The following is a 23,489-nucleotide window of genomic DNA, read 5'->3' on the forward strand; positions in this document are numbered from 1 at the left end:
AATTTAGCAGCCTGTCCAATTGAAATAATCTTATTCATTACAAATAAACCTATAACTATTTTAAATGTATTATAAACTATTTATAGATTTAGTCAAGCAATTGTTAACCCCGTTCCTCCTTTGACAAATCGCGGATACTGAGATGAAAACGAAAAATAAAAAAGCAATAAGGCTACTGCTGTCAGACGCTGCAATGCGACCCTAAAGCCACCTCTCAGAAAAATATTACTCAAAACAATTATCCACATATACACCGACAAGCAAAAGAGGAAACGGATATGTGTCGGTAATTCGTTCAGATATCCGTGCTGCGGATTATCTGACTCATATATGAACTCAACCTTATCATTAATTACTGATGAACAGTATTCATCATCAAGTTCTAGCATCAGCTCTTTACCGTCTCCGGTTACTGACTTAACACCTATGTTACAATCTTTTGACTTAGAGACAACCGTACCGATTCCATCAAAAAACCCTGATGGGATGATTCCGGTAACTACCTTGATAAATCGCTGATGCTGAGGTGAAACCATAAAAATGAACAATGCCGTGCAACCTAGCGCATATAAAACAATTCTTAAATACCTTCTCATCACCCACATACCAAGCTAAAACAGAAAAACAATTAATATTGATAATCAGTGCATACTTTACTGAAAATAAGCAACACTTTATGCCATACGTATGATAATTCAACACACATCAATATGCATAGAGAATTTATCCGCAGAAAACTGAGAACACAACGTTTCCGTGCACAGCAGGTACACACCTGCTTCTAAAAAAAATTTCATCTTTCGTAATAATTCATATCTATGATTTTCGCTTTTAAGTATATAATACCCGCAGATTTTGTTATGCATAAACCCTGGATTTTTTACGTTAAAACATGTTTCATATCAGCCTACGACATAAACTTCTTTTCGGATGTATTTTCAGCATTCTGGCGGGCATAATCACCTCTTTGGGATTTGCACCGGCAGACATGTGGTATGCCTCCCTCATCGGTCTTTTTATTTTCTGTCTCACCTACTCCAGAAACTCAAAACCGAAGCATTCGGCATTCACCACGTGGCTGTTCTTTTTTGCCATGCATCTGTGTACCCTGTCATGGCTGACATCTGTAATGACCGGATTCGGTGAGATGAGCTATTCGCTGTCTCTAGGCGTGCTGGTACTGTTCTGCGCCTATCTGTCACTTTTTCCGGCCCTTGCCGGCTATTCCGCCCACAAACTGTGCTCAAAGCTTCCGACAGTGCGCAATCTGGTGTTATTTCCGTCATTTCTGGTACTTGCAGAACTGATTAACAGTCGCCTTTTCACTGGCTTCGGCTGGGATCTTCTCGGATACACTCAGGTTGACTCATTCATCAGTGCCTACGCTCCGATAATTGGAGTCCAGGGCATGACGCTTGTCATGATTATAATCGCCATGGGGTTCGTATATGCATGCCGCAGAAAGCAGGCCGTTCACGCCGTAATCCCGACGTTTCTCATAATCATCGCCCTGACAATGCAGAACTATGAATACATCAGGGTCGGCAATCCGGTAAAGGCAGCTCTCGTTCAGGGAAACATCAGCACCTCCGTTCACTGGAATCAGGACACAATTTGGGACGAGATGGAAATATACATTCACGAAATGCGTGAGAATCTTGATGCCGAAATCATGGTATGGCCTGAATCGGCAATTCCGGATCTTGAAAACAACATGGAAAAGCTTAAGGTGCTGAGCATGCTGGATTATGAGGCCAAGTACAACAATCTCGGACTGATCACCGGCATTCAGTATTATGACGAATCCGAGAAAAAATTCTACAACAGCATGCTGGGCATCGGAGTTATAGACAGGGACAAGGAAATACACTACACCTTCGGTCACGGAAACAGATACTACAAGCGTCATCTGGTGCCTGTCGGCGAGTTTGTTCCTTTTGAATGGTTACTCAGAAAGCTCGGTCCCATCTTCAACATGCCGATGAGTTCCTTCTCCAGGGGAGAAAGAGAGCAGACAAACATTGTCGTTCAGGATCTTAACGTGGCATCAGCCATATGCTATGAAATGGTCTTCAACAATGAACTGCGCGATCAGGTTAAGCCGGGAACCAATCTTATCGTAACCGTAAGTAACGACGGCTGGTTCAATTACACCAACGCTCCAATACAGCATCTCTATATAGCAAGGCTCAGAGCAAAGGAATTCGGAAAACCGGTTCTGAGGTCGACCAATAACGGCATTACCGCCGTAATTGATCATACAGGTGAAGTTGTGGGAAGCATTCCCGCAAACATTACTGCCACCCTGCGTGCAGAGTTCAGACCGACATTCGGACAGACTCCTTTTTCAATATTCGGGCTGACATTTGTTTACCTGTACATCGGACTGTCTCTTCTTAGAGCGGTGATTGCCAAAATAAGATACCGGAATCTTATTTCCAACAGGCCGTCACAACAAATCTGACGTAAGGGAAATTGAACTTAACGTTAATAACCGTTTAACGAAATACCTTTTATACCCAAACAAAAAGTCCCCTAACGGGGACTTTTTAGTGCATGAATTCTACCATTCTACAGGATTGAGCAGCTGAGGCATACCGTTTCGGGTATTAAAGTATTCGTCAAGAAGACTTCTGTTGACCTTGTGCTCGTTCAGGAAAGCCTTGATTGCAGGCTTCAGATGAAGAGGTGAATAATCAGAGGAATTCAAATCAGACTCGTTTGTTGACAGTGGCTGATGCACTTCAATATAGATTCCGCCGTCCGGTTCCTCAGTAACCTTGACCGGTTCGTTTATAAACTGAACTCTGGTGTTTACCGGAACGTTGTTGAACAGATACTCAATGTCAGGATCTCTTAAACGGATACAGCCGTGGCTTACGCGCAAACCGATACCGAAATCGGCATTGGTTCCGTGAATGGCATAAAGGCGGCCGACATACAGTGCGTAAAGTCCCATCGGATTGTCCTTACCGGCAGGTACTACTGCAGGAAGAGGCTCTCCCATGGCAGCATATTCCGCTCTGGTCTGAGCGGTTGGAGTCCAGGTAGGACCGGCCTTCTTGCGCTCGACCTTGGTAATCCAGTCTACGGGTGTATCCTTGCCGAGCTGTCCTATACCGACAGGAAGCACGTCAACCACGCCGTCATGATAGTAATACAGTCTCATCTCGGCGCTATTAACCACAATACCTTCATGAACAGTATCAGGAAGAATCAGCTGCTGAGGAATAATCACCGTGCTGCCCGGTCTTGGAGAATACGGGTCAACCTTAGGATTTGCTTCCATCATGTTGCTGAACCCCTGCTGATACTGTGCGGCAATGCTTTCGAGCGAGGTATTGTTTCCAGGAACCGTGGTAACAAGCACTTCACCCACCAGACGACTGCCGTCTGCAGGAACCTTATAGGTCACGGCATGTGCATTAACGCATGCTGCCGCAACGGCTAAACCGATAACAGTTTTTAACAGTTTCATAAAAGGCCTTATTTTAAACTGAGTTTTCTGATAATTCCCATGCAGTTCAGCACCACGCCCCTGAGGAAATTATCCATTACGGCAACCAGGGTAAATGATGAGACCTGGCCTTTCAGGGCTCTGATACGGGAAATATACAACTTATCTTCTTTCTTTCCGAACTTAACCGGCGTCAGTTCCTCATCATCAACAAGTTCGACACCAGGAGCTGCAGCCACCAGATTTTTGAACTCGTCCAGGGAAACATCCTCAAGGAGTGAAATATTCATGCTTAAGGTATGTCCGTAGAAAACAGGTACCACCACGGAGGTTAAATTAATCACGTCCGCCGTTTCGCCAAGTACCGGTCTTAGCTCGTCAATAACATTATTTTCGTGAGTGGTGGTGTCATCAAGATTGATGTCACCAACTGCGGTATGCACGTTAAAGGCCATCTGACTCGGGAATATGCGCGGGGCAATGTCCCTCATGTTGAACAGGGAGATGGATTCACGGGCAAGTTCGGCAGTACCGCTGTCACCGATGCCGGAAACTGATTCCATCATTACGGCGCTCACGGAACTTATGGTCATTCTTTCGGAAATAGGCTTGAGGATGAGTGAAAGCATTGTGGCTTCAGAACTCATTGGTACTATGTAATCGGCATCATACACGAAATCAGTATCGGCATCGGCAAGACCGTCAACAAAGATTCTGCCTTCCTTTACGTTTACCTCGCCGGCATCAATAATGACAAGACCGCTCTTTCTGGCCTGCGCCACCAGTTTACCGGCCTCGCTGTAATTTCCGGCAATCATTAAGACATTGGCCATTTCGGGTTCAAAATCCTCGACCCTCTGAATCTGGTAGTTTTTACCCAGATAACCTATAGCGTCATATTCGTCGGCGGTATAGGAAAGCGGAATGTAATCCGCAAGTTCAATGCCTTCCTGTTCCATAATCTCGGTAAGAGCCTTACCAACATCAGTATCATAGCCTAACAGGGCAAGTTTTATTTCAGCCATTGTATTTCCTTAATAAAAATCAGGACATGGAGAATTGTGTGAGCATTATAGCAAATCCAGTCATGTATGACTTAATGCGGCAAAATTAAATTTCACTTTTTCGGTGAAATAAGCCGTCAGACAGTTCGGTAACCATGGAAGACATACACACGCACCAAATATAGTCCTAGCTCTGCCTCCAATCTCATACTTATTTCTAATCCTGAGAGAACAAATGAGACACAAAGACCTTCTGCGGCGAATTGTGCTGCAGAAGGTCCGTAAGTTTCGGTTATTCTCCGCAATGCGGATTCACGGGACTACTTTCCGATATCAAAAAGAATCCTGGCAACCTCTTCATACTTATCCACAAAGCTGAAGTTTACGCCTTCACTTACATAGTCAGGAAGCTCGGCCACGTCTTCACGGTTTGCAGCCGGAACAATCAGATTCGTGATGCCGACTCGCTTTGCGGCAATAACCTTTTCCCTTATACCGCCGATGGCAAGCACGTTCCCCGTAAGTGAGAGTTCACCGGTCATGGCGTAATTGGCTTTCGGAGCCCGGTTAAGAACCAGGGACAGAATGGCACTTGCCATGGTAATGCCGGCACTCGGACCATCCTTTGGTGTAGCACCCTCAGGCACGTGCAGATGAATATTGGCCTTTTCAAAATAATTGTCCGGTATATCCGCACCGAATGAGGCAGCGTTTGAGGAAATATAGCTAAGGGCTATTGATGCTGATTCCTTCATGACATTACCGAGGTTTCCGGTCAGACTGAAATTCTTCGCATAACGATCCACAAGCTTAGCCTCCACAGGCAGGGTTGCACCGCCGACGGAAGTCCAGGCAAGTCCGGTGACGATGCCGATGCCCTCAAGGGTTCTTTCCCTTGCAAACGGCGGTACGCCTAAGTATCCCCTGATGTCCGCAGGCTTAACCGTAATTTTTTCGGTTTCCTTTTCCACAAGTCTTATAACTCCCTTGCGGATAATTCTGCCGATGCACTTTTCCAGGTTGCGGACCCCGGATTCACGCGCATATTCGTCAATAATCTTACGCACGGCACTATCTTGGAACCTTATTTCCTTGTTCTTTATTCCGGCCTTTTCCAGTGCCTTCGGAATAAGGTGCTTTTTGGCTATAAGGAATTTTTCCTCGGCCAGATATCCGGAAAGACGTATGGCATCCATTCGGTCAAGAAGCGCAGGAGGAATGGTGTCAAGCGAGTTGGCAGTACAGATAAAGAGGCATTTAGACAGATCAATCTTAACGTCAAGATAGTGATCCCTGAAGCCTGAATTCTGTTCAGGGTCCAAAGTTTCCAGAAGTGCTCCGGCCGGATCACCGTGGTAACTCTCCTTGAGCTTGTCTATCTCGTCCAGCAGGATAACCGGATTCATGGCCTTTGATTCCTTTAAAGCCTGAACCAGCTTACCCGGAAGCGCACCTATATAGGTTCTTCTGTGGCCCTTGATTTCGGCCTCATCATTCATGCCTCCCAGACTGAATCTGAAAAACGGTCTGTTAAGCGCATCCGCAACCGAACGTCCAATGGAGGTTTTACCTACACCTGGAGGTCCCACAAGAAGCATTACGGCACCGTTGAATTCCTGTCTGTAGCTGCCGACTGCAAGGAACTCCAATACACGTTCCTTCACGTCAGCAAGTCCCTCGTGATCCCTCTCCAGAATCTTTCTGGCATGCTTCAGACTGAAATTTTCCTTTACGTAAATTCCCCACGGTACGTCAGTAAGCCAGTTGAGATAATCACGGCTTACCGCAAATTCAGGACTCTGTGAATCAAGGAGATTCATGCGGTTGAGTTCCTCGTTGAATTTGTTCAGGATATCCTCAGGCGGGTTCAGACGAGACATCTTCTCCCTGAGTCTGTTTATTTCCGAGGTCTTGTCATCAACCAGAATTCCGAGCTCTTTCTGAATCTCCTTCATCTGCTCCTTCAGCATGTAATTACGCTGTCTGGTATTGATCTTTTCGGTAACGGAATTCTTAATGGATTTTTCCAGTTTGGTACTTGCGAGTTCCTTCTGAATAAGGGCAAGTGCCAGCTTGAGACGAGGAAGCAGATCAACAGTCTCCAGCACTTCGATAAGCTCGGAGGTATGCGCCGTCGTTATGCTTGCGGCACAGTCCGCAAGCAGTGATGGATCGTTTGGATTGAATCTTAAAAGATACTGCTTCAGCTCGTTGTAATACAGCGGGTTAATCGGAATAAGCTCACGCATGGTGGAAATAATGGCCATGGTGTAAGCCTTTATTTCTATTTCCTCCCTGCTGCCGCTTTCCGGAATCTTTTCGGCCGGGTATTCGGCATCGCCGGTGATTACCTTGTTCTTGTGGACACGTATATTGCTGAGCTTTACGCGTGAAATACCCTGTACGACGACCTGCAAATCATCGCTTATGCGGGCCTGCATAACCCTGACAAGACAGCCCATCTTACCTGCCAGCTTCTCAGCGTCAAACTCCTGTTCCAGCTCGCTTTCAGGTCTTGCCACAATGGCAAAAACCTTGTCATCACCGTTTATTACCTGGCGAATGGTTTCTCCCCATTTACCAGCCAGCTGAACAGGAAGCACCTCACTTGGGAGAACAGGTCTGTCGTAAACCGGAATGACATGCAGAACGGAAGGTCTGTCATGCTCTGCAACCATCACATCTCCGGCTGAACCTGACGCACCCTGCTGCCCCACAGTTCCTTCTGAGTTCTCAGTATTCTCAGACAGAGAATCGTTATTATCTGTTTCGTTAGACATATCCAATTTTCCATAAACATAACTACCATTGAATTACGTATGGGCTGAACTGACGGATTTCAAGACATAACGCACATTATTTAGAAAAATCTCTTTTTCCCGTTTCTCTGCTGACAGCTCATGAAAAACCTACTTACGGGCATCTTGCGTAAAGGAAAACACTATGTTCGCATCACCGCCTCCGAGAAGCTCATAATCATATGAAATTCCCGTTCCCTTCGTAATTCTCGCCAGCTCCCGCATTTCTTCCAATCTAATCAGATCGCATAGTTCCGGACATCCGAGCCTTTTAAAAATGCCGGCATAAATACAGTTTCTGATTTCAAAACGGATCTCCGTTCTGCCTTCATTCAGTTCCTTCCCGTACTTAAAGGATAAAAAACCGCATGCATCGTTTTTATCCATCATTGCCTTAAAATAAGTGATGACGGACTCAGCGGGTTTTGCAAGTCTCATGAAGGTTTCGGGTCGGGGCATGAACCAGCACATTTCACTGTTTCCTGCGGTAAGAAACATGTCCCTGTAGAGCTCAACGGCTCTGTCCACGCCGACCATATCCCTTACCAGGGAATAACCGGAAGCGAACATGGACATGTCCTTTACCAAAGCCAGGTGCACTGCATCCTTTTTTCCCTCTTTTTTAAGTGAGCTCATGTTCCTGCGCCAGCGGTTCATCATTTTCAGCACACAAAGGACAAAACTCAGTCCCTTACATCTGCTCCTCACCTCCTTCCAGACACCTGAGGCATAAAGAATGTCAGTCTGAACGTTCTTCATGCGCGGGTGAATACGGACGGTGTACCAGTTCTCTCCGTAATGTCTTAAGGAGCTGACGTCATGAGCATTTCTTTCCAGCCATCCCCACTGATCCCATCCGGCTCTTCTTACATCGGCGACGTTTTTCCAGAATATGTTGCGTCTGTCCAGAGCTCTGACAACGGCGGCAAAGCTGTCATCATTAAGGAACTCCACACTGTATACTCCGGGCTTTTCGCTCAGTGAACCGTCAATCCAGCAGTCAGTAACGGCCGCCGCCATTGCGGCGGTAAGATCATATGAGGAAACATCCCCGAAAAGCATGATACCTCTGTCTTCATCACTGTCCGGATAAACCACTATATGGTTATCAGGATCGGACTTTGCGTTACCCTTCATCTTCTGACCGCTTTTATAGAACATTCCTGCCAGAACATCGTTGAATCTTCCGCTGCCGTTAATTCGGGCAATTAATCCGGCAGCCCACACGGGAAACCCCTCCATGGTGCATCTGATGTCATAGCAGCTCACAAAAGCCCTGTCATGAGGATATCTGGGAGATGCCAGAGAATAGATTTCCGGAGTACTGTAATGAACCCCAGTAAGCTTTTTTCTTTTTCCCATAAAAAGAAAATCAGATTTATCGTCGCGCCATGGATTCCTTATCACCACGGCCCGTGAATTCTGATAAACGAGAATATCATTTTTCAGGTTGTCCAGCATGGCATACGGACTTGAACGCCCGCCGCCGTATGCTGTTCCCATACAGATTCTGGCTCTGTATACCCCTTCAGCCGACATCTTCTTTTCTGCCAGTGTTCTCAGCATCAGAGAGGTAAGACCGGGAGACATGCCCATTCCCGAATATATTCTTACGTTTCTGTCGGCAGCATACGCATGCTTATCAAGAACGTCAGAGGCGGCTTTGGCGGAATCATTGATGTCAATGACATCAACCCCGGCCTCAATACATATATTAAGTAAACCAGAAAGAACCTTTTCCATTGGGCCGCAGGCAGCAATAACCAGATCAAATTCCCTGACCAGAGTAACCGATCCGGTGAAGTCCTTTAGGTTAATCCGTACATAGCGGTACTCCTCCTTTCCTGACGGTTCATGCCTGCCGGCAACCGTGAGCTCAACATTATCATGTCTGGTGCTTATATACCTGAGAATTGTCTTTCCGGTTTCACCGCCACCACCGATAATCAGAATTCTGTATATTTTCTTGTCTGTCAGTTCAGTCATGTCCAAAGGTTCCTGAATAATTACTGCAAAGCCGTTAATCCGCAAAAGAATCCGTGATAAGCGTCAGCACGCCAGATTTCTGTAGTGAAGGAATAAGATATTCCGCTGGTATTGCCTCGTGCATGGAATATCCACCTGAAGCAATCTCATGGGTAAGCATGTATACGGCATTCATGCCGACAACGTATCCTGTCGGAGTATAGGTATCTGTGGCAGTCAGCATTCCTTTTACCGTTCTGCCATCATGAAGCGTCAGCCTGCAGCAGATACCGTAGAAGGATGCGGAGCTTTTACTATCCTTTAGCGAAGCCTTTACAAGAGACTGAGCCCCCTTAAGAATCCCCTTTTCGGAAGCATATCTTTTGAAAATCATGGAAAGGAACAGACTGAAACCGGCCCTCTTACCTATATTGGCTCCTGAAACGTATGCGGTCTTAATATTCTCCGTTCTGATAAGACGGGCCATTTCCTCGGAATACATGGTCATGCCGAAAACCTTTCCAACCGGTTCCGGGAACCTGACACTGACCAGAGATCTTAAAAATCCCAGCTTTCTAAGCCTGCCATCCTCAATACGGCAGAACCCCTTGTTATCACCAAATCCGCCGAGACTTACCACTATGTCTATTGCGGAACTGAGGCTCCAGACATCCCGGCCTGCATAGAAAACCTCAACCTTTTCCACCGGTGAATAATCACGATATCTGTGAATAAGATACTGAGGATAGGAACCGCTGAGTCCTGGAAGCAAACCGGAATTGACCACTATCGGAGCCCTGAGCACCCCACCGGCATTCAGACCGTCCAGATATTTAAGAGCGGGATCATAGCCCGATACATCAAGAAGGGCAACTCCGCCTTCGACACATGCATCAATTACCCCAGTGCCGATTCTGTGGGAAGGACCGACGCAGGAAATAACCAGGTCAGTTCCGGTAATCAGCGCCCTAAGAACCTCAGAGTCCGTAATATCGGCATGAACGGTCTTTACCCTGTCTGAATCCGAACCGAATCTGCCGACATCAATCTTTGAACTTCTGGTAACAATGGTCAGCTCAACATCATTAAGATTTTTTAAAAGGTAATCAGAGGCTGTCTCTCCGACCCTGCCGGAACCGCCCAAAAAAAGAACTTTTTTCATAACATACCCTAAAGATAGTATTTAAAGCCGATTTCCACATAATCATTCCGTTCATAGGAATGATAAACGGATGAATCAGTGCCGCCGCCAATCCAGTACCCCCGCAGATTAATGGTCAGACTGTCATTCACGATATATTCTGCAAAGGTCTCCACTGAATGCTCGTTCTTATAGCCGTACATGGCATTAACACCAAGATTAAGTGCATCGTGAAAATATTTCCGGCTCAGTGACAGTGTCAGACCGTAGTCATCCTGAAAGCTGTCATAGTGATCAATAAACAGCTGAATATTGGCATAGACGTCGTTGTTGAAATTACGATCCCATCCCGCGATAACCTGCTTGAGATCCGTGTAATACACATTACCGTTTCTGTCGTATACGGCCGCATCACGGGTATAGGCCGCCTCAGCTCTTAATGTGCTGCTGCCTGCAGACATGGCACCGCTTATGTTCACAACCCTGCTGCGTACCGGCTCCATCAGAAATGAGTTGGCTGATACCCTCCTTACTACTGGAAGATCAGAAAATCCCGAATAGTAAGCTGCCCCGAAATCAAATCCGGACATGTATTTTATGTATCTTCCGCCCCATTCAGGTTTGCGGGGATTTACGTGTTCATTCAGGAATATCACCCCGTCACGTTCCATTGTTCTCAGCTCATGAACACTCTCCAGTTCCCACGGGCTGCCGTATTCAGCCTCCCGTCTGTCCTTGCCGAAAGGCAGAATGACACCTTCAATGTTACCCAGAGAGGTAGACTGTTCAATTCTTGCCATCCATGCCGGCCATTTGTATATGGTTCGGCCGTTGGCCATCGGATCCGGCATGTAGGTTGCATTGATAACATCAATGGTACTTCTGCCGTCGTTTACCCCCCATGAGAGCCGAATTTTGCCCACACTGAGCCGACTGCCGGAAAGTCCAATCTCAGAACCGTTTATTCTGCCGTACAATTCATAAAGATATGCCCTGAAACGTTTATCATAGGCATGAACCGCCTCATCATAGTCAAAAAAGCCGTTAACGTATAAAGAGCCGGCTCCGGCATCAAGAAGCAGTGAAGAGTTCAGTCTGAGACGTGACGACAGAAAATCACTCCGGCGTGTGAACTTTCTTAAACGCCCCTCGATGGCGTTGGAAAATCTGTAATCGTAAGCCGATGATTCAGCTGCTGTATCATCATCGCCTTCAGTAAGATCAAAGGCAAAAGGATCGTCCTCCGCCATAACCTGACCGCTCAGACAGAGACAGACGGTCAGTAAGCAAATTTTCTTCATGTGAAAAAACTATATTGAAATACTGATGAAGTTACGTAACCGGTCATGGAGACCGGAATCCGTAAGGAAGATATTTTTAAGAAAACATAATCACGCAGACGGAGTCGGCTGATTACCTCTTTAAATTGTTATGATCAAAAACAGACGCATCAAATCCCTGGTTGTATACAACATCGGTGTACTGCATGAGTGTACGGGAGTTTTTGCCTTCATCCTGCATAATCATCTTTCCTGCTGACCAGATACCGTCAATGTTTCTGAAATCACCTGCCAGCATAACCTTTAACAGTCGGTTGTGGGTATCGTAATATTCAATCTTTACTGGAAGCCTGTATTCCTTATCCACGAATACTACCCTTCTGCCGTATCCGGTTTCGTCAGACTTTGACTCAATCGCCTTTGATTCAATTACCCAGACGTCGCGACCGTTTACACTGTCATTGCGTAGAAATTCATGGCTGTCGGCATCAACACTGCGGTATTCAATATCCTCCAATGCAAAACTGCTGCGCATGAAGGCACTCTTCTTACCGCCTCCGCTGATTCGTCTCACAATGTTTTCAGAAGGAAAGAACACCCATAGGTCATCCTCCCTGTTCACGTCATCATGAGTCCATGACAGAAACTGAGAATCCTGGATATCCGCAGGTGCGTTAAATCTGATGAGTGAGCGGCGTTCATCTCCGTTGTGTACGGCCCACATCTCCATTTTTCTCACCAGCTTCTGCTTTCCGCGTTCAATTACCATTACGGCGTTTCTGTGCATATCCTTACTGCTGTCTGCTTCGTTAACCATCACGGCAATATCCCGACCGGTCAGATCCTCCGCAGTTGCCTGAGCCGGAAAAAAGGAACATGCCAAAAGCAGACCGCATGCTGACAGTATTTTTTTCATCATTATTTTCCTTGTCTAAAAACACGGTGAACACTGTCACGTCAATTATCCGTTAATGCATAAATTTACGAATTTCCCTCAAATTCCCATAAATCAATCGTGGCACAATCACGAACATCACTCATTCAGTCATCATGACCGGTACCGGAAAAAAAACGAAAAAGAAAAACGTGACAGGTTTCAAACCCGTGAAACAATATCACAAAAGTTAGCTTATGTTAACAATAATTAGACATAACTAACAAAATTTATCATTAGTTGATTCTTCTCGTTTCATATGCCAAACATCAAAAAACAGGTACAAAATGTCACAAAAGAAAAAGCCGGGGCAGTCACAGTAGCTGACACGGCTTTTATAGTATTAAGGCTCTGATTATCACTTGTTCATCATCTTACTGATTCTCTGCAAAGTGCAACCTTCCCTATTTCCCAAATCACAGGCTTTTCTAAAGTATTCGCATGACTTTTTTTCATCCTTGTCTACAGACTGTCCATTCAAATAATATTTTCCCATGACAAGACACGAATCACCTGAACCCAAATTACATGATTTTTCGTAATAATTTTTGGCTTTGTAATAATCATGCTCAGAACCTTCTGGATTTTCATAAAGATACGCAAGTGCTCCGCATCCTAAAGCGTTATCCATCTCACATGACTTAAGAAAATATTCACCCGCTTTTGCCATGTCGATACTCTTGCCTGTTCCAGTGGCATAAAGATAACCAACTTTGAAACATCCTTCACCATCAATCTGTTCACAACCAATTTCATAATAATGAGCAGCCTTCTGATAATCCTGACTGACATAAGCTCCTTTATAATAAAAATCGCCCAAATAAACACATGAACTAGAGTCACTCAAACTGCATGCTTTGTCAAAACTTTTTGCCGCCTCGTAATAATTCCGTTCAATACCAGTTCCGGTAAGATAATGACGTCCAAGAAACGCGCATCCGTCCCAGGCATTCATCTCACATCCTTTTCTGTAATAGGATACAGCCTTACCGTCATCCTCCTTTAGGCCTCCGAGTCCATCATCATAAAGAATTCCCAAGAAAGCACAGCTAGTGCCAACACCATCCTCGCACGCCTTTAGGCATTTATGATACGCTGCTTCATATTCTTCATTATAAACATCAGTAAAACACTCTAATCCTGGGTCAGCAGAAGCTGAAACAGTCAGAAAAAGAATAAAAAATAGTATACTTGTTTTCATTTTTACGTTTATACCAGTTACATGTTTTTTACAGGTCTGTAGACTTCTACTATCAATAATATATTTATTTCTGTGCCATATTACATTTTTGTGCCAAATTTTTTGAATGATAACCAAAAATACCAGATAATATTCATCTACCATATCAAATAATTTTATTCACACTGACTGCTCATATTTTTATCTGAGTTGTCATTTCTCTTTTATTTTTTGTATGTAACCATGAAAAAATTTGACTCTTTTTTTTCTCTTATTCTATTCTGGTTCTCCTTGACCGCATGTACAAGCACAGTTAATACGGCCACAGAAAATTCCAGCACTATAAGAAACACAAATACAGAACAGACTTTCAGACCTTCCGTTCCTACAGTTGAAGACTGCCTTAGGTTATATGACAACAGAATGTATCAAGACGCACATAACACATGTTCAAAGGTTTACGAGAACAACAGAAGCCAAACAATAAAAGAAATTATTGACATAACTTCCTGCTATGTATTCTATCTTAACAATGATAGGGAATCTGCTCTATCATCATGTGAATATGCTACCAGAAAATCAGACAATCCTGACTTCTCTCGAATATACCACAATCTTATTGAGGAACAGAACAATAATGAAGCAACCTGTTACGATTTAATAGTAAAAAAGCACAATCTTTCAGATGAAAATCTTAAAACATGCGCCAAAGAAGCGGCAGAAGGAGATCCCTTTGCCATTCACCTAACCCTAACCATAATGCTTGGTTCGGAAGATAAGAAGGCACAGGACAATGCCGTAAAAATCTATACCAGACTAGCCGAAGAACATAATGACTGCATTGCAGCAGGTATTCTGGGAAATTACTACACCAACGGCTCAGCAGATAACTATGATTTTCTTGAACAGGCCAGAAAATGGCTCCTAAAAGCAGAAGAAATGGGCTATCAGGAGACTGATAACAACTTTGAATTCTGGAATAACGCTGAGTGCTCCATCATGAAGGGAATATACCCACGATAAGTTTTCAACTAATACGAATACAGTGGACATCTCACTTTCCGGTTAAAGGATAAGGATATTCAGAGATAACTTAAATGAAAAGACTTTTTCTGACGTGTATGCTTCTTGCATCTGTTTTCTCCGTCGCTTATGCAGATGAAAACTATTTAAAAAAATGTCTAAAAAATAGGGACATTTCTATTGAATTATGCAAAAAAGCTTTTATTGAAAAAAACCCACACTCAGTTTACGAAGTGAGCAAAAAGTTTTCCGTATCAGATCCTCAGACCTCGGCCGCCTTACTTGAGGAAGCTGCCGATAATATGGTGAAAATAGCCCAACATGAATTGATCACTGCCTACCAAAAAGGAATTCGCGGTTTTCCAAAATCTCCTGAAAAAGCTGAACAACTTTCCGTTAAATATGGGATTCTTAAGCCGGACACCTCCACCACACAATCCCCACCCCAGACAAAACCATCGGCCTCGGTAACTGTCACCAAACAGGATCCTAATGTTCAGACAGGATTTTCATTCGACTCTCATAACGATTATTTGGAAAGGCATCACTCTTCGAAAAAGAACGGTAAAGACACAGTTATTATCGCAACAGGAATTGCCTTGTTGTGGTTAATAATTTATCTGCTGAAAAAGAGTACAATAAGCGGATCCTCGAAACATACTGAATCTCATTCTGAAGAGGTAAATAATAATTACCGTAAGCAGACAACATCAAACAAAGGAAACAAACAAGGCAATCCACTATTTGAGGAACTTTTTGCCCTGACGGGATACGTGGCAAGAGCTCAGGGAACGATCTCCGAAGCTCAAATAGAACAGGTTAAAAAAGCCTTTGACTTTCTTGAGCTTAATGAAAATGAAAGGATGATCTACCAGCATAAATTCAATACTGGGAAGTCCCATGATTTTTCTCCTGAAAAATCATGTAAAATCATTACTGAACTTCTGCCTCTGCTCAGTTCCGAACAAAAAAGTTCCTTTATTTCTTTCTGTATTGAACTCCTATTTCCAATCATCACCTCTGACGGAATAATCTCCAATGAAGAACAAAGAAGAATTCTGATTGTCTCACGCGCCCTAGAGATTCCTGATGAACTGATATTAAGCTACATCAATGAGTATAACAACAGGTTCAGCAGAAGCCACAGAGAAACCAAAGAGGAATGGGCATTCAGAGTGCTCGGTCTTAAGCCGTCGGCAACCTTTGAAGAGATAAAAGTAATGTATCGTCGACTGATAAAAAAATACCATCCTGACAGAGTAGCCTTATTAAATCTTCCCGAACATCTTAAAGAAAAAACCCGCAGGGAATATGAAAACAAAAGCAAAGAAATAAACGAGGCCTACACAGTTCTAAAAGAAAAGTTCAGAACATAAAAAACACATCTGCAGAATCATATACGTAATGGTCACCATATTCATGTCAGACCGATCCTACCGAACAATATTCACCTGTTAGGGAAAAATTGCGACCTCACAATTGAAGAATCAGGAAGGAAGCTACACATGTAGCCTCCTCTATTTTTCATGTTATTTACTGTTCCCGAAAAAAACTCAGGCAGCTTCCCCACCCATGGCGGCAAGACGCTTCTTGTCGATCTTACCCACTGCGGTAAGCGGCCAGCTGTCAATAAATACAAGCTGATCAGGCAGCTTGAAAAGTGCCAGTCCCTTTGCCCTGAGATAGTCACGAACCTCACTGAGATTCATTTCTTCCCCAATGGCAAAGGCGCAGATACGTTCGCCAAGCACTTCATCCTTAACGGGAACCACGGCACACGATTCAATGCACGGATGTTCAAGAAGCAGTGTTTCAACCTCGGCTGCGGCAATCTTTTCACCGGCTCTGTTAATCTGTTCCTTGATGCGTCCCCGCACTTCGAAATTACCGTCGTCGCGCATTCTTACCAGATCTCCCATTCTGTAGTAACCTTCAGCATTAAATGCCGTCAGGTTCTTCTCACCAGCTCTGTAATATTCATGAATGGTATAAGGCCCCTTAACCAGCAGTTCTCCGATTTCCCCCTGAGGCAGAGGACGATCGTTATCATCAACAATTACGCAATTGTCATACGGAGAAATAGGCTTACCCTGAGAGTTTACAACCGCATCATCCGAATCATCCAGTCTGGTACAGCAGATAAGACCTTCAGCCGTACCGAACACCTGCTGCAGCCTGCAGCCGAATCTTTTCTGAATAACGACGGCATCCTGAGGATCCAGACGGGCACCTCCTACCTGCAGCACTTTGAGGCTGCTTAAATCAGGTTCATCCCATTCAACGGCATCTGCCCACAGCTTGGCCAGGGTCGGAACCATGGCGGTAATGGTTACACCATGCTCGGCAATTAACTCAAATCCCTCATCAAAACTGCCTGATCTGGCTATTACCAGTTTACCGCCTACACTTAATATGCCGAATACTCCGGGACATGACAGGGAGAAGTTATGAGCTGTCGGAAGAATGTTAAGATAAACACTGTCGCCATCGAGTCCCGTTATTCCTGCCATGGTACGATAGTTATAGGAATAATCGGCATGTGTACGAGGAATGAGCTTTGGTGTTCCTGTTGTACCGCCGGAAAGCAGCAGAATGGCCACGTCAAGATTATTACCCTCGTTAAAGGTAAAACTGCCGCAACCTGCACAGTCAGTAAGAAGAAGATCAGGATCGTTTTCAGAACTGAAGGTTATGATGTCAATTTCAGGATGTTTCTCCTTAAGACGGTCAATTACTTCACCGTAATCCATATTGAAGTATCTGTCCGCAGAAATATAGTGTGTCGGACCGGCAATACCGCACAGAGCCACCACGTCAATGGCTCTCTGGGCAGGAAGTGCCAGAATTGGCACTGCTCTGATACGCAGGAGAGCAAAGAGAAGAACTATGAAACCGATTGAGTTCGGCATCTGAAGAAGAACACATTCCCCTCTTCTCACATTTTTTTCCATAAGCCACAGAGTCATTTTTTCAACACGTTCAAAAAGCTCCGCATAGGTGATTTCAACAGAACCGCTTACGACTGCGGTTCTATCCGCATATGCCCTGCACCACTGCTCAAATTCACCGCCGATGGTTGATTTCAGCCAGGCATTTTGGTAATAAAACTCCTGCTCTTCAGGAGTCCAGGTTTTAATTGGATCCATAACTGTACAATTACTCCATAATCATGTAATGGTACGCGGTCACCTGAAACAGCTCTGTTCATACTTAGTCATAAAACATGAACCCACCGTTATCAGGCTTATGGATGAAATGAATGGTATAAAAGGAATTTTGAGGTTCGGCTATATTATCAGAAAGCGGGGCTTTTACATATGGAAAATAATGATAAAAAAAATCATATCCAATAATCAGACCTGGACTCCTGACGGTCATTCCGTCTCTGATACGAATCCGACTGATAACGGCATAAATCCGACATGAAGGTATTCCGTCTGCCAGACCGATACGTTACCCCGGACAGGATTAATGCCTTTACGAACATTTAAGAACAATCTTACGTTCACAGCAGCATCTTATGAGTTCGCTGTCATGAGTCACCACCACTATGGTCTTTCCGGCATCCCTTAAACTCTTTAACAGATCGGAAACACTCAGCATATGTTCATAGTCAAGACCGCTGGTAGGTTCATCAAACAGCAGAAAATCCCTGTCTGAGCATAAGGCACATGCTATGGCGACACGCTGCTTCTGACCTCCGGAAAGAGACATGGGATGCCTGTTGCGATACTCATACAAATCCAGTTTCTTCAAAACTTCAGTAGCTGTTTTTGTCTTTTCGGAATCAGAAATGTTTCTGCCCGTAAAACAGAGTTTCAGTTCCTCCCATACGCTTTCGGAAAACAACTGATGGTTAACGTCCTGCATGACCATAAAGAATTTTTTCTGCCGCTCACGGGAATCCAGTATTCTGCCGTCATATTCGACGATACCGCGACAGTTCTTCTCCAGACCGCAGAGGCAGTTAAGGAACGTGGTCTTACCGATGCCGTTTGCGCCGGTTACCGCAGTAATTCTGTTAAGGGCAATCCTCACGTCATCGTAACCGAAATTCCGGGAATATTTACTCTTACGGAAAATACCGTTATGATACCTGAAACTGAAATTTCTGAGAGAGATAGAGGTGTCAGCATCGGCAATATCCGGCAGATCCATGTTCACCGGATTCTCCATGACATTTGTTCTGAGCCCCATGGATGCAAGAATTTCCGGAGTAACGGTATCAAGCTCGTTTTTTTCCATGACCCTGTCGATTGTACCGCTTTTCATAATCACAAGTCTGTCCGGAAGCCCCCACAGGTAAGCCAGACGATGCTCGGAGGCCACAATGGTTTTACCCTCACTCTTCCACTTTTCAATAAGACGGCGCAGATCCAGGGAAGCATCATGGTCAAGATTGGCCGAAGGCTCATCCAGAAGAATAACTTCAGTCCCCGTAACGTCAGTTGCGGCACAGGCGATCTTCTGTTTTTCTCCTCCGGACAGTTTGAAAAGATTTCTGTTAAGCAGCTTCTCAATATTAAACTTTCCGGCCGTTACCGAAATTCTTTTAAGAATTTCCTTTGGATCCATTCCCTGATTTTCGCAGGCAAAGGCCATTTCACTGGTGGTATCCACATTGAAGAACTGACTTCGCGGGTTCTGAAAAACGGTTCCCACGCTGCGTGAAATCTCGTAAAGTTCACGGCCGGAAATATCTTCACCGTTTATTTCGATGCAGCCCTCCACCTTCCCCGGATAATATCTTGGAATAAGTCCGTTGATAAGACGCAGTACCGTGGTTTTGCCGCATCCAGAAGCTCCGGTAAGCAGCACGAATTCACCTTTTTTAAGATTCAGATTAAAAGAATTCAGAATACGGCCACCTGTTCCGCTTTCCGAATTTTCGGAAATGTCTGCCGTTCCGGACTGAGCGGACTTCGCGGTTTCGGAGGTTCCTGTCACGTTACTGACGGGGCCCCGGTCTTCGGCAATGTATCCGGACTGACAAACATAGGTAAAGGAAACATCTTTCAATTTCAGCATGGTGCACGTCTCAAACAAATAAACCCGTTCCGAATATTAACGGTTACCAGAGTCTGACATCAAACAGACTCAGAACAAAAAACAGCAGTGCCGTTACGCACAGTGCAATCAGCAAAAAGTCCGCAAATCCGAACCCCAGTCTATGAATGCATGTTCTCTTGATTTTTCCTCCGAGACCTTTGGTCAGCGCAGCTGCGGAAAGTTCATTGGCAATAATCACGACACTCATCATTACCGGAACGATGCGGTACTCGATAAAACCCGCGATACCAACCTTTCCCGGTGTGATACCGCGCATTTTCATGGCTCTGCCTATGGAACGGTATTCCTCCATGATGGTTGGAAAAAATCTGAACATCACCGAAAACGGAATGGTAATAAACTGTGGTACCTTAAGCTTTTCCATAGCGGCAATGAATTCACCGACGGTGGTTGTTCTCATGATGAATGTAGCCATTATTCCGCATGGCAGAAGCAGACATAACACCTCGTAAAGAATCAGAAATACGTTATGTACAAGTCCTCCGGCATCACGAGGAATAATCATTCCGGCAAACTGCATCAGCATAAAAACCAAAAACCCCGATACGGCAGGCAGGTAATTTCTGGAAATAAAGAGAAGCACAAAAGGCAGTACGGAAAACCCCATACAGAAAGGTTTCAGATACTCGCCACCTGCTCCGCCAAGAAGAAAGGTGGGCAGAGTTACAAGTAGAAGTAATTTTGTCCTTGGATCAAGGAACCCGAAACTTCTGTCAACAGTCAGCATATGTACATCCGGTAATTACGGTTCAGACTGATTATGTACAGACGAACCGCATAGAAAGAGAAAAAAAACAGCAAAGAAGAAATCAGAATTACAGGATTCCGGATCTGATAAAGTGCTTTTTCAGAACCCTGCCGCCAATTACCCCGCCCAAAGCTCCAAATACAAGACAGCATGCAATCAGGGCCGGGGCCATCCAGAGTCTAAAAATATCTTTTGAATCATTAATAAACTCTTCGCCGTACTGTGCATTCTCTGCCCAGAACTGATCCGCCATGAAAATCAGCGGGATATAACTGCCGAAACACCACAGTGAAAAAACTGAGCAGGCGGCAATGCTGAGTTTCAGACTTGAATAATTCCCGGCCTTCACAAGACCGTCTGCAATGAACCCGGTAATCAGTGCCAGAGGCAGCGTATACCACCCCATTCCGGTACATAACAGGAAAAGAGCCATCAGAATACTCATAATGGTAATCATGCCGAACTTCCTGACTCTGGTTACAAACAGCATGAAAGGAATCCCGGAGAATAACGGGATAAAAACGCAGTACAGAGGCATCAGAACAGGCAGAAATCCAATTGGAATGACAATTAGCGTTATCACTGCCATAATGGCGGTGAATACTCCGATATTAATTAAATCGGTACTGTTTAGCGATTTACTCTGATCCATGTTACCAATCCCAATAACCATTAACCAAAAAACACCTTAATCCAGGGAACCGGAATTCCGCAGAAATCCGTCCGCGGAGGGGACTCCCCCACTATTCCGTGCCTGACGGAAAATTTTCGGCAGTAGATTTTAAACCGCCGGAGCGCAATTGTAGCCGAAATAAAGTAATAATAATTCCCACATACGCAAACACCGATCGAAACCTGCATCACTTTATAAAATTTATCTGAAAAAAACCGTGACAATTATTCTCACGTCAAATTCTCATATTAACTTGACAAATCCGCAAATGCTGTTATTTTTGTTAGCGTTTGCTAACACATGTTAGACATATCTAACATTATTACTGAAATTATTACGGATTATGAGACCTGCATTAAATATACGCATTCTCATGATTTACTTTTTCAAAATTCATTGAAAAGCATTTTTACATGCATTTACGTGAATTTTATGTCATTAGTTATTTTCGTATCGAGACAGGAAAATGCCCGAAAGTTCATGTTTAGACACCGGTATTCAGGGAATACGGGAACTTATCAAATCCATACAGCCAAAAGCTGTAATACCGTCAGAAACCAGCAACCTGATTGAATGCGGTATAGACTCCATCCAGATAATGCGACTCGTCAGCAGATGGCGAAAGTCAAAAATCAAAATAACCTTTGCCGATCTTATCGAAGAGCCGACCTTAAAGGCATGGTCAGAAAAGCTCACACTGAAGGCAGGTGAATACGTCGAAAAACAGCAAGACAGGTCTGAAGTTCCGGTCACTGCAGTTGAATATGAAACCGACTATGACCTTACCGACGTGCAGTATGCCTACTGGATAGGCCGCGAGGACGGTCAGCAGCTTGGCGGTGTCGGCTGTCATGCATATCTTGAAATTGTCGGCGGAAACGTGGATGCACTCCGTCTGGACAGTGCCTTCACCGATCTAATCGAAGCTCATACCATGCTGCGCACGGTGTTTACGGCAGAAGGAAAACAGCACAACATAAAGGAAAACCATAACGAGCCGCTGAAGGTTCACGATCTTTCTTCCTCCACCATGGAAGAAGCACAAAAGCTGGCAGCCGAAATTCGGGAAAGAAACTCCCACAGAAAGCTTGCCATTGAGAACGGTAAGGTTATCGGACTGGAACTTCTCAAATATCCTGACGGAACATCAAGAATCTTCTTTGACATTGACCTGCTTGTGGCCGACGTTCAGAGTCTTAACATTCTGCTTCATGATCTGGCATCACTTTATGCAGGTAAAAAAATCAAGGCTCCTTTAAACTGGAGCTTCAGGGATTACCTCAGTACCCAGCAGAAGGAAAATGCCGAACAGTTTAAGAATGCGGAAAAGTACTGGAACGACAGGGCTGAAACCATGCCTGTCGGACCGGAGCTTCCGTACACCGGCAACACCTCTGAAAAATCACGTTTTACCAGACACAAGGTAACCATTGCCGGGGAGATCTGGAACAGAATCAAAAAAAACTCCCTTTCATACGGCATCACCCCTGCCATGACCCTGGCCACGGCCTACAGCATGGTACTGTCCCGCTGGAGCAGCACCGCGAAATTCCTTATCAACGTTCCTCTCTTTAACCGTAACACCGGTAATGACCGGATTGAACATGCGGTATCAGACTTTACAAACCTGCTCCTGCTTGAATGTGACTATACCGAAAATCTCAGATTCATTGAACACGCCAGGAAACTTCAGGCACAATTCCACAGGGACAGTGCATACACCGGGTATTCGGCAATCAGGGTACTTCGTGCACTTTCCAAAAACAGAAAGAACGACGGTCTGATCGCTCCGGTGGTATTTGCCTGCAACCTGGGCACAGCTCTAATAGATGACGAGGTTTCCTCATCACTCGGTAATCTTGATTACATGATTTCCCAGACTCCGCAGGTATGTCTCGATCATCAGATATATGAGATGCCTGACGGACTCATGGTATGCTTTGATGCCGTGGAATCAGTATTTCCGAAAGGTCTGGTTGACAACATGTTCACGGCCTATACCGATCTGCTGACCAGACTCGGAACCTCTGAAAACAGTTTTGAAAACATCTGCCTTAATGAACTGCCTGCTTCACAGAAGGAGATTCGTGACAGGGTTAACGACACGGCGGCTCCGGTTACGGATCTGCTGCTGGCCGAAAGAATATTTTCCCATGCCATAGCCAATCCGGACGTCACCGCAATCTTCTACGGTGACAGTAAAATCTCCTACGGCG

General features: G+C 44.7%; 17 protein-coding genes. 4 read left to right on the forward strand and 13 right to left on the reverse strand.

The window, feature by feature from the left end; translation table 11 throughout:
• Positions 1–92: 92 nt before the first annotated feature.
• A complete protein-coding gene (locus QZU58_RS07360) occupies positions 93–536 on the reverse strand; it encodes a hypothetical protein (protein ID WP_294495881.1) in 444 nt (147 codons plus the stop codon).
• Between the two features lie 356 nt (positions 537–892).
• Between QZU58_RS07360 and lnt the strand changes: the two genes are divergently transcribed.
• Positions 893–2,464, forward strand: a complete 1,572-nt coding sequence (lnt, locus tag QZU58_RS07365; protein ID WP_294495882.1) for an apolipoprotein N-acyltransferase — start codon at positions 893–895, stop codon at positions 2,462–2,464.
• A gap of 99 nt (positions 2,465–2,563) precedes the next feature.
• Here lnt and QZU58_RS07370 read toward each other — a convergent pair whose 3' ends face one another.
• From QZU58_RS07370 to QZU58_RS07405, 8 genes are all read right to left on the reverse strand, one after another.
• Positions 2,564–3,478: a L,D-transpeptidase family protein gene (locus tag QZU58_RS07370; protein WP_294495883.1), complete on the reverse strand. Its 915-nt coding sequence runs from the start codon at positions 3,476–3,478 to the stop codon at positions 2,564–2,566.
• 8 nt (positions 3,479–3,486) lie between these two features.
• Positions 3,487–4,482 (reverse strand): Asd/ArgC dimerization domain-containing protein, encoded by a 996-nt coding sequence (locus QZU58_RS07375; RefSeq protein WP_294495884.1) that lies wholly within the window; start codon positions 4,480–4,482, stop codon positions 3,487–3,489.
• A 299-nt stretch (positions 4,483–4,781) separates the two neighbouring features.
• Positions 4,782–7,241 carry an endopeptidase La gene (gene lon / locus QZU58_RS07380; RefSeq protein ID WP_294462353.1) on the reverse strand — a complete coding sequence of 820 codons (2,460 nt, stop codon included), beginning with the start codon at positions 7,239–7,241 and terminating at the stop codon, positions 4,782–4,784.
• Positions 7,242–7,370: 129 nt separating this feature from the next.
• A complete protein-coding gene (locus QZU58_RS07385) occupies positions 7,371–9,245 on the reverse strand; it encodes a saccharopine dehydrogenase NADP-binding domain-containing protein (protein WP_294495885.1) in 1,875 nt (624 codons plus the stop codon).
• A 34-nt stretch (positions 9,246–9,279) separates the two neighbouring features.
• Positions 9,280–10,386, reverse strand: a complete 1,107-nt coding sequence (locus tag QZU58_RS07390; RefSeq protein ID WP_294495886.1) for a saccharopine dehydrogenase NADP-binding domain-containing protein — start codon at positions 10,384–10,386, stop codon at positions 9,280–9,282.
• An 8-nt stretch (positions 10,387–10,394) separates the two neighbouring features.
• The gene (locus tag QZU58_RS07395) at positions 10,395–11,666 is read right to left on the reverse strand and encodes a hypothetical protein (protein WP_294495887.1); all 1,272 of its coding nucleotides are present in this window, start codon (positions 11,664–11,666) and stop codon (positions 10,395–10,397) included.
• A gap of 112 nt (positions 11,667–11,778) precedes the next feature.
• Positions 11,779–12,564, reverse strand: a complete 786-nt coding sequence (locus QZU58_RS07400) for an outer membrane lipoprotein-sorting protein (protein ID WP_294495888.1) — start codon at positions 12,562–12,564, stop codon at positions 11,779–11,781.
• Between the two features lie 373 nt (positions 12,565–12,937).
• Complete coding sequence (locus tag QZU58_RS07405) at positions 12,938–13,924, reverse strand: tetratricopeptide repeat protein (protein ID WP_294495889.1); 987 nt, start codon at positions 13,922–13,924, stop codon at positions 12,938–12,940.
• A 258-nt stretch (positions 13,925–14,182) separates the two neighbouring features.
• Between QZU58_RS07405 and QZU58_RS07410 the strand changes: the two genes are divergently transcribed.
• Complete coding sequence (locus QZU58_RS07410) at positions 14,183–14,782, forward strand: hypothetical protein (protein WP_294463435.1); 600 nt, start codon at positions 14,183–14,185, stop codon at positions 14,780–14,782.
• A 74-nt stretch (positions 14,783–14,856) separates the two neighbouring features.
• Positions 14,857–16,158, forward strand: coding sequence for a DnaJ domain-containing protein (locus QZU58_RS07415; RefSeq protein ID WP_294495890.1), 1,302 nt, complete (start codon positions 14,857–14,859; stop codon positions 16,156–16,158).
• 177 nt (positions 16,159–16,335) lie between these two features.
• On the opposite strand, the gene QZU58_RS07420 is transcribed toward QZU58_RS07415, so the two are convergent.
• The 4 genes from QZU58_RS07420 to QZU58_RS07435 form a co-directional block, all read right to left on the reverse strand.
• Positions 16,336–17,928, reverse strand: coding sequence for an AMP-binding protein (locus QZU58_RS07420; RefSeq protein WP_294495891.1), 1,593 nt, complete (start codon positions 17,926–17,928; stop codon positions 16,336–16,338).
• A gap of 331 nt (positions 17,929–18,259) precedes the next feature.
• Positions 18,260–19,810, reverse strand: coding sequence for an ABC transporter ATP-binding protein (locus QZU58_RS07425; protein WP_294495892.1), 1,551 nt, complete (start codon positions 19,808–19,810; stop codon positions 18,260–18,262).
• 43 nt (positions 19,811–19,853) lie between these two features.
• Positions 19,854–20,579, reverse strand: coding sequence for an energy-coupling factor transporter transmembrane component T (locus QZU58_RS07430; protein ID WP_294495893.1), 726 nt, complete (start codon positions 20,577–20,579; stop codon positions 19,854–19,856).
• 88 nt (positions 20,580–20,667) lie between these two features.
• A complete protein-coding gene (locus QZU58_RS07435) occupies positions 20,668–21,273 on the reverse strand; it encodes an MptD family putative ECF transporter S component (protein ID WP_294495894.1) in 606 nt (201 codons plus the stop codon).
• Positions 21,274–21,739: 466 nt separating this feature from the next.
• On the opposite strand from QZU58_RS07435, the gene QZU58_RS07440 reads away from it, so the two are divergent.
• On the forward strand, positions 21,740–23,489 hold a 1,750-nt coding region (locus QZU58_RS07440), incomplete at its 3' end, for a condensation domain-containing protein (protein ID WP_294495895.1).

The organism is uncultured Ruminobacter sp. (genome assembly GCA_902764345.1).
Classification (GTDB): domain Bacteria; phylum Pseudomonadota; class Gammaproteobacteria; order Enterobacterales; family Succinivibrionaceae; genus Ruminobacter.

What these genes read in the sequence shown, in the direction of transcription:
- QZU58_RS07370 (WP_294495883.1), bottom strand. Translation starts at nt 3,478, where the DNA reads ATGAAACTGTTAAAAACTGTTATCGGTTTAGCCGTTGCGGCAGCATGC.
- QZU58_RS07420 (WP_294495891.1), bottom strand. Translation starts at nt 17,928, where the DNA reads ATGGATCCAATTAAAACCTGGACTCCTGAAGAGCAGGAGTTTTATTAC.
- QZU58_RS07360 (WP_294495881.1), bottom strand. Translation starts at nt 536, where the DNA reads ATGGTTTCACCTCAGCATCAGCGATTTATCAAGGTAGTTACCGGAATC.
- QZU58_RS07410 (WP_294463435.1), top strand. Translation starts at nt 14,183, where the DNA reads ATGTATCAAGACGCACATAACACATGTTCAAAGGTTTACGAGAACAAC.
- lon (WP_294462353.1), bottom strand. Translation starts at nt 7,241, where the DNA reads ATGTCTAACGAAACAGATAATAACGATTCTCTGTCTGAGAATACTGAG.
- QZU58_RS07400 (WP_294495888.1), bottom strand. Translation starts at nt 12,564, where the DNA reads ATGATGAAAAAAATACTGTCAGCATGCGGTCTGCTTTTGGCATGTTCC.
- QZU58_RS07395 (WP_294495887.1), bottom strand. Translation starts at nt 11,666, where the DNA reads ATGAAGAAAATTTGCTTACTGACCGTCTGTCTCTGTCTGAGCGGTCAG.
- QZU58_RS07390 (WP_294495886.1), bottom strand. Translation starts at nt 10,386, where the DNA reads ATGAAAAAAGTTCTTTTTTTGGGCGGTTCCGGCAGGGTCGGAGAGACA.
- QZU58_RS07375 (WP_294495884.1), bottom strand. Translation starts at nt 4,482, where the DNA reads ATGGCTGAAATAAAACTTGCCCTGTTAGGCTATGATACTGATGTTGGT.
- lnt (WP_294495882.1), top strand. Translation starts at nt 893, where the DNA reads ATGTTTCATATCAGCCTACGACATAAACTTCTTTTCGGATGTATTTTC.
- QZU58_RS07425 (WP_294495892.1), bottom strand. Translation starts at nt 19,810, where the DNA reads ATGCTGAAATTGAAAGATGTTTCCTTTACCTATGTTTGTCAGTCCGGA.
- QZU58_RS07435 (WP_294495894.1), bottom strand. Translation starts at nt 21,273, where the DNA reads ATGGTTATTGGGATTGGTAACATGGATCAGAGTAAATCGCTAAACAGT.
- QZU58_RS07385 (WP_294495885.1), bottom strand. Translation starts at nt 9,245, where the DNA reads ATGACTGAACTGACAGACAAGAAAATATACAGAATTCTGATTATCGGT.
- QZU58_RS07415 (WP_294495890.1), top strand. Translation starts at nt 14,857, where the DNA reads ATGAAAAGACTTTTTCTGACGTGTATGCTTCTTGCATCTGTTTTCTCC.
- QZU58_RS07405 (WP_294495889.1), bottom strand. Translation starts at nt 13,924, where the DNA reads ATGGTAGATGAATATTATCTGGTATTTTTGGTTATCATTCAAAAAATT.
- QZU58_RS07430 (WP_294495893.1), bottom strand. Translation starts at nt 20,579, where the DNA reads ATGCTGACTGTTGACAGAAGTTTCGGGTTCCTTGATCCAAGGACAAAA.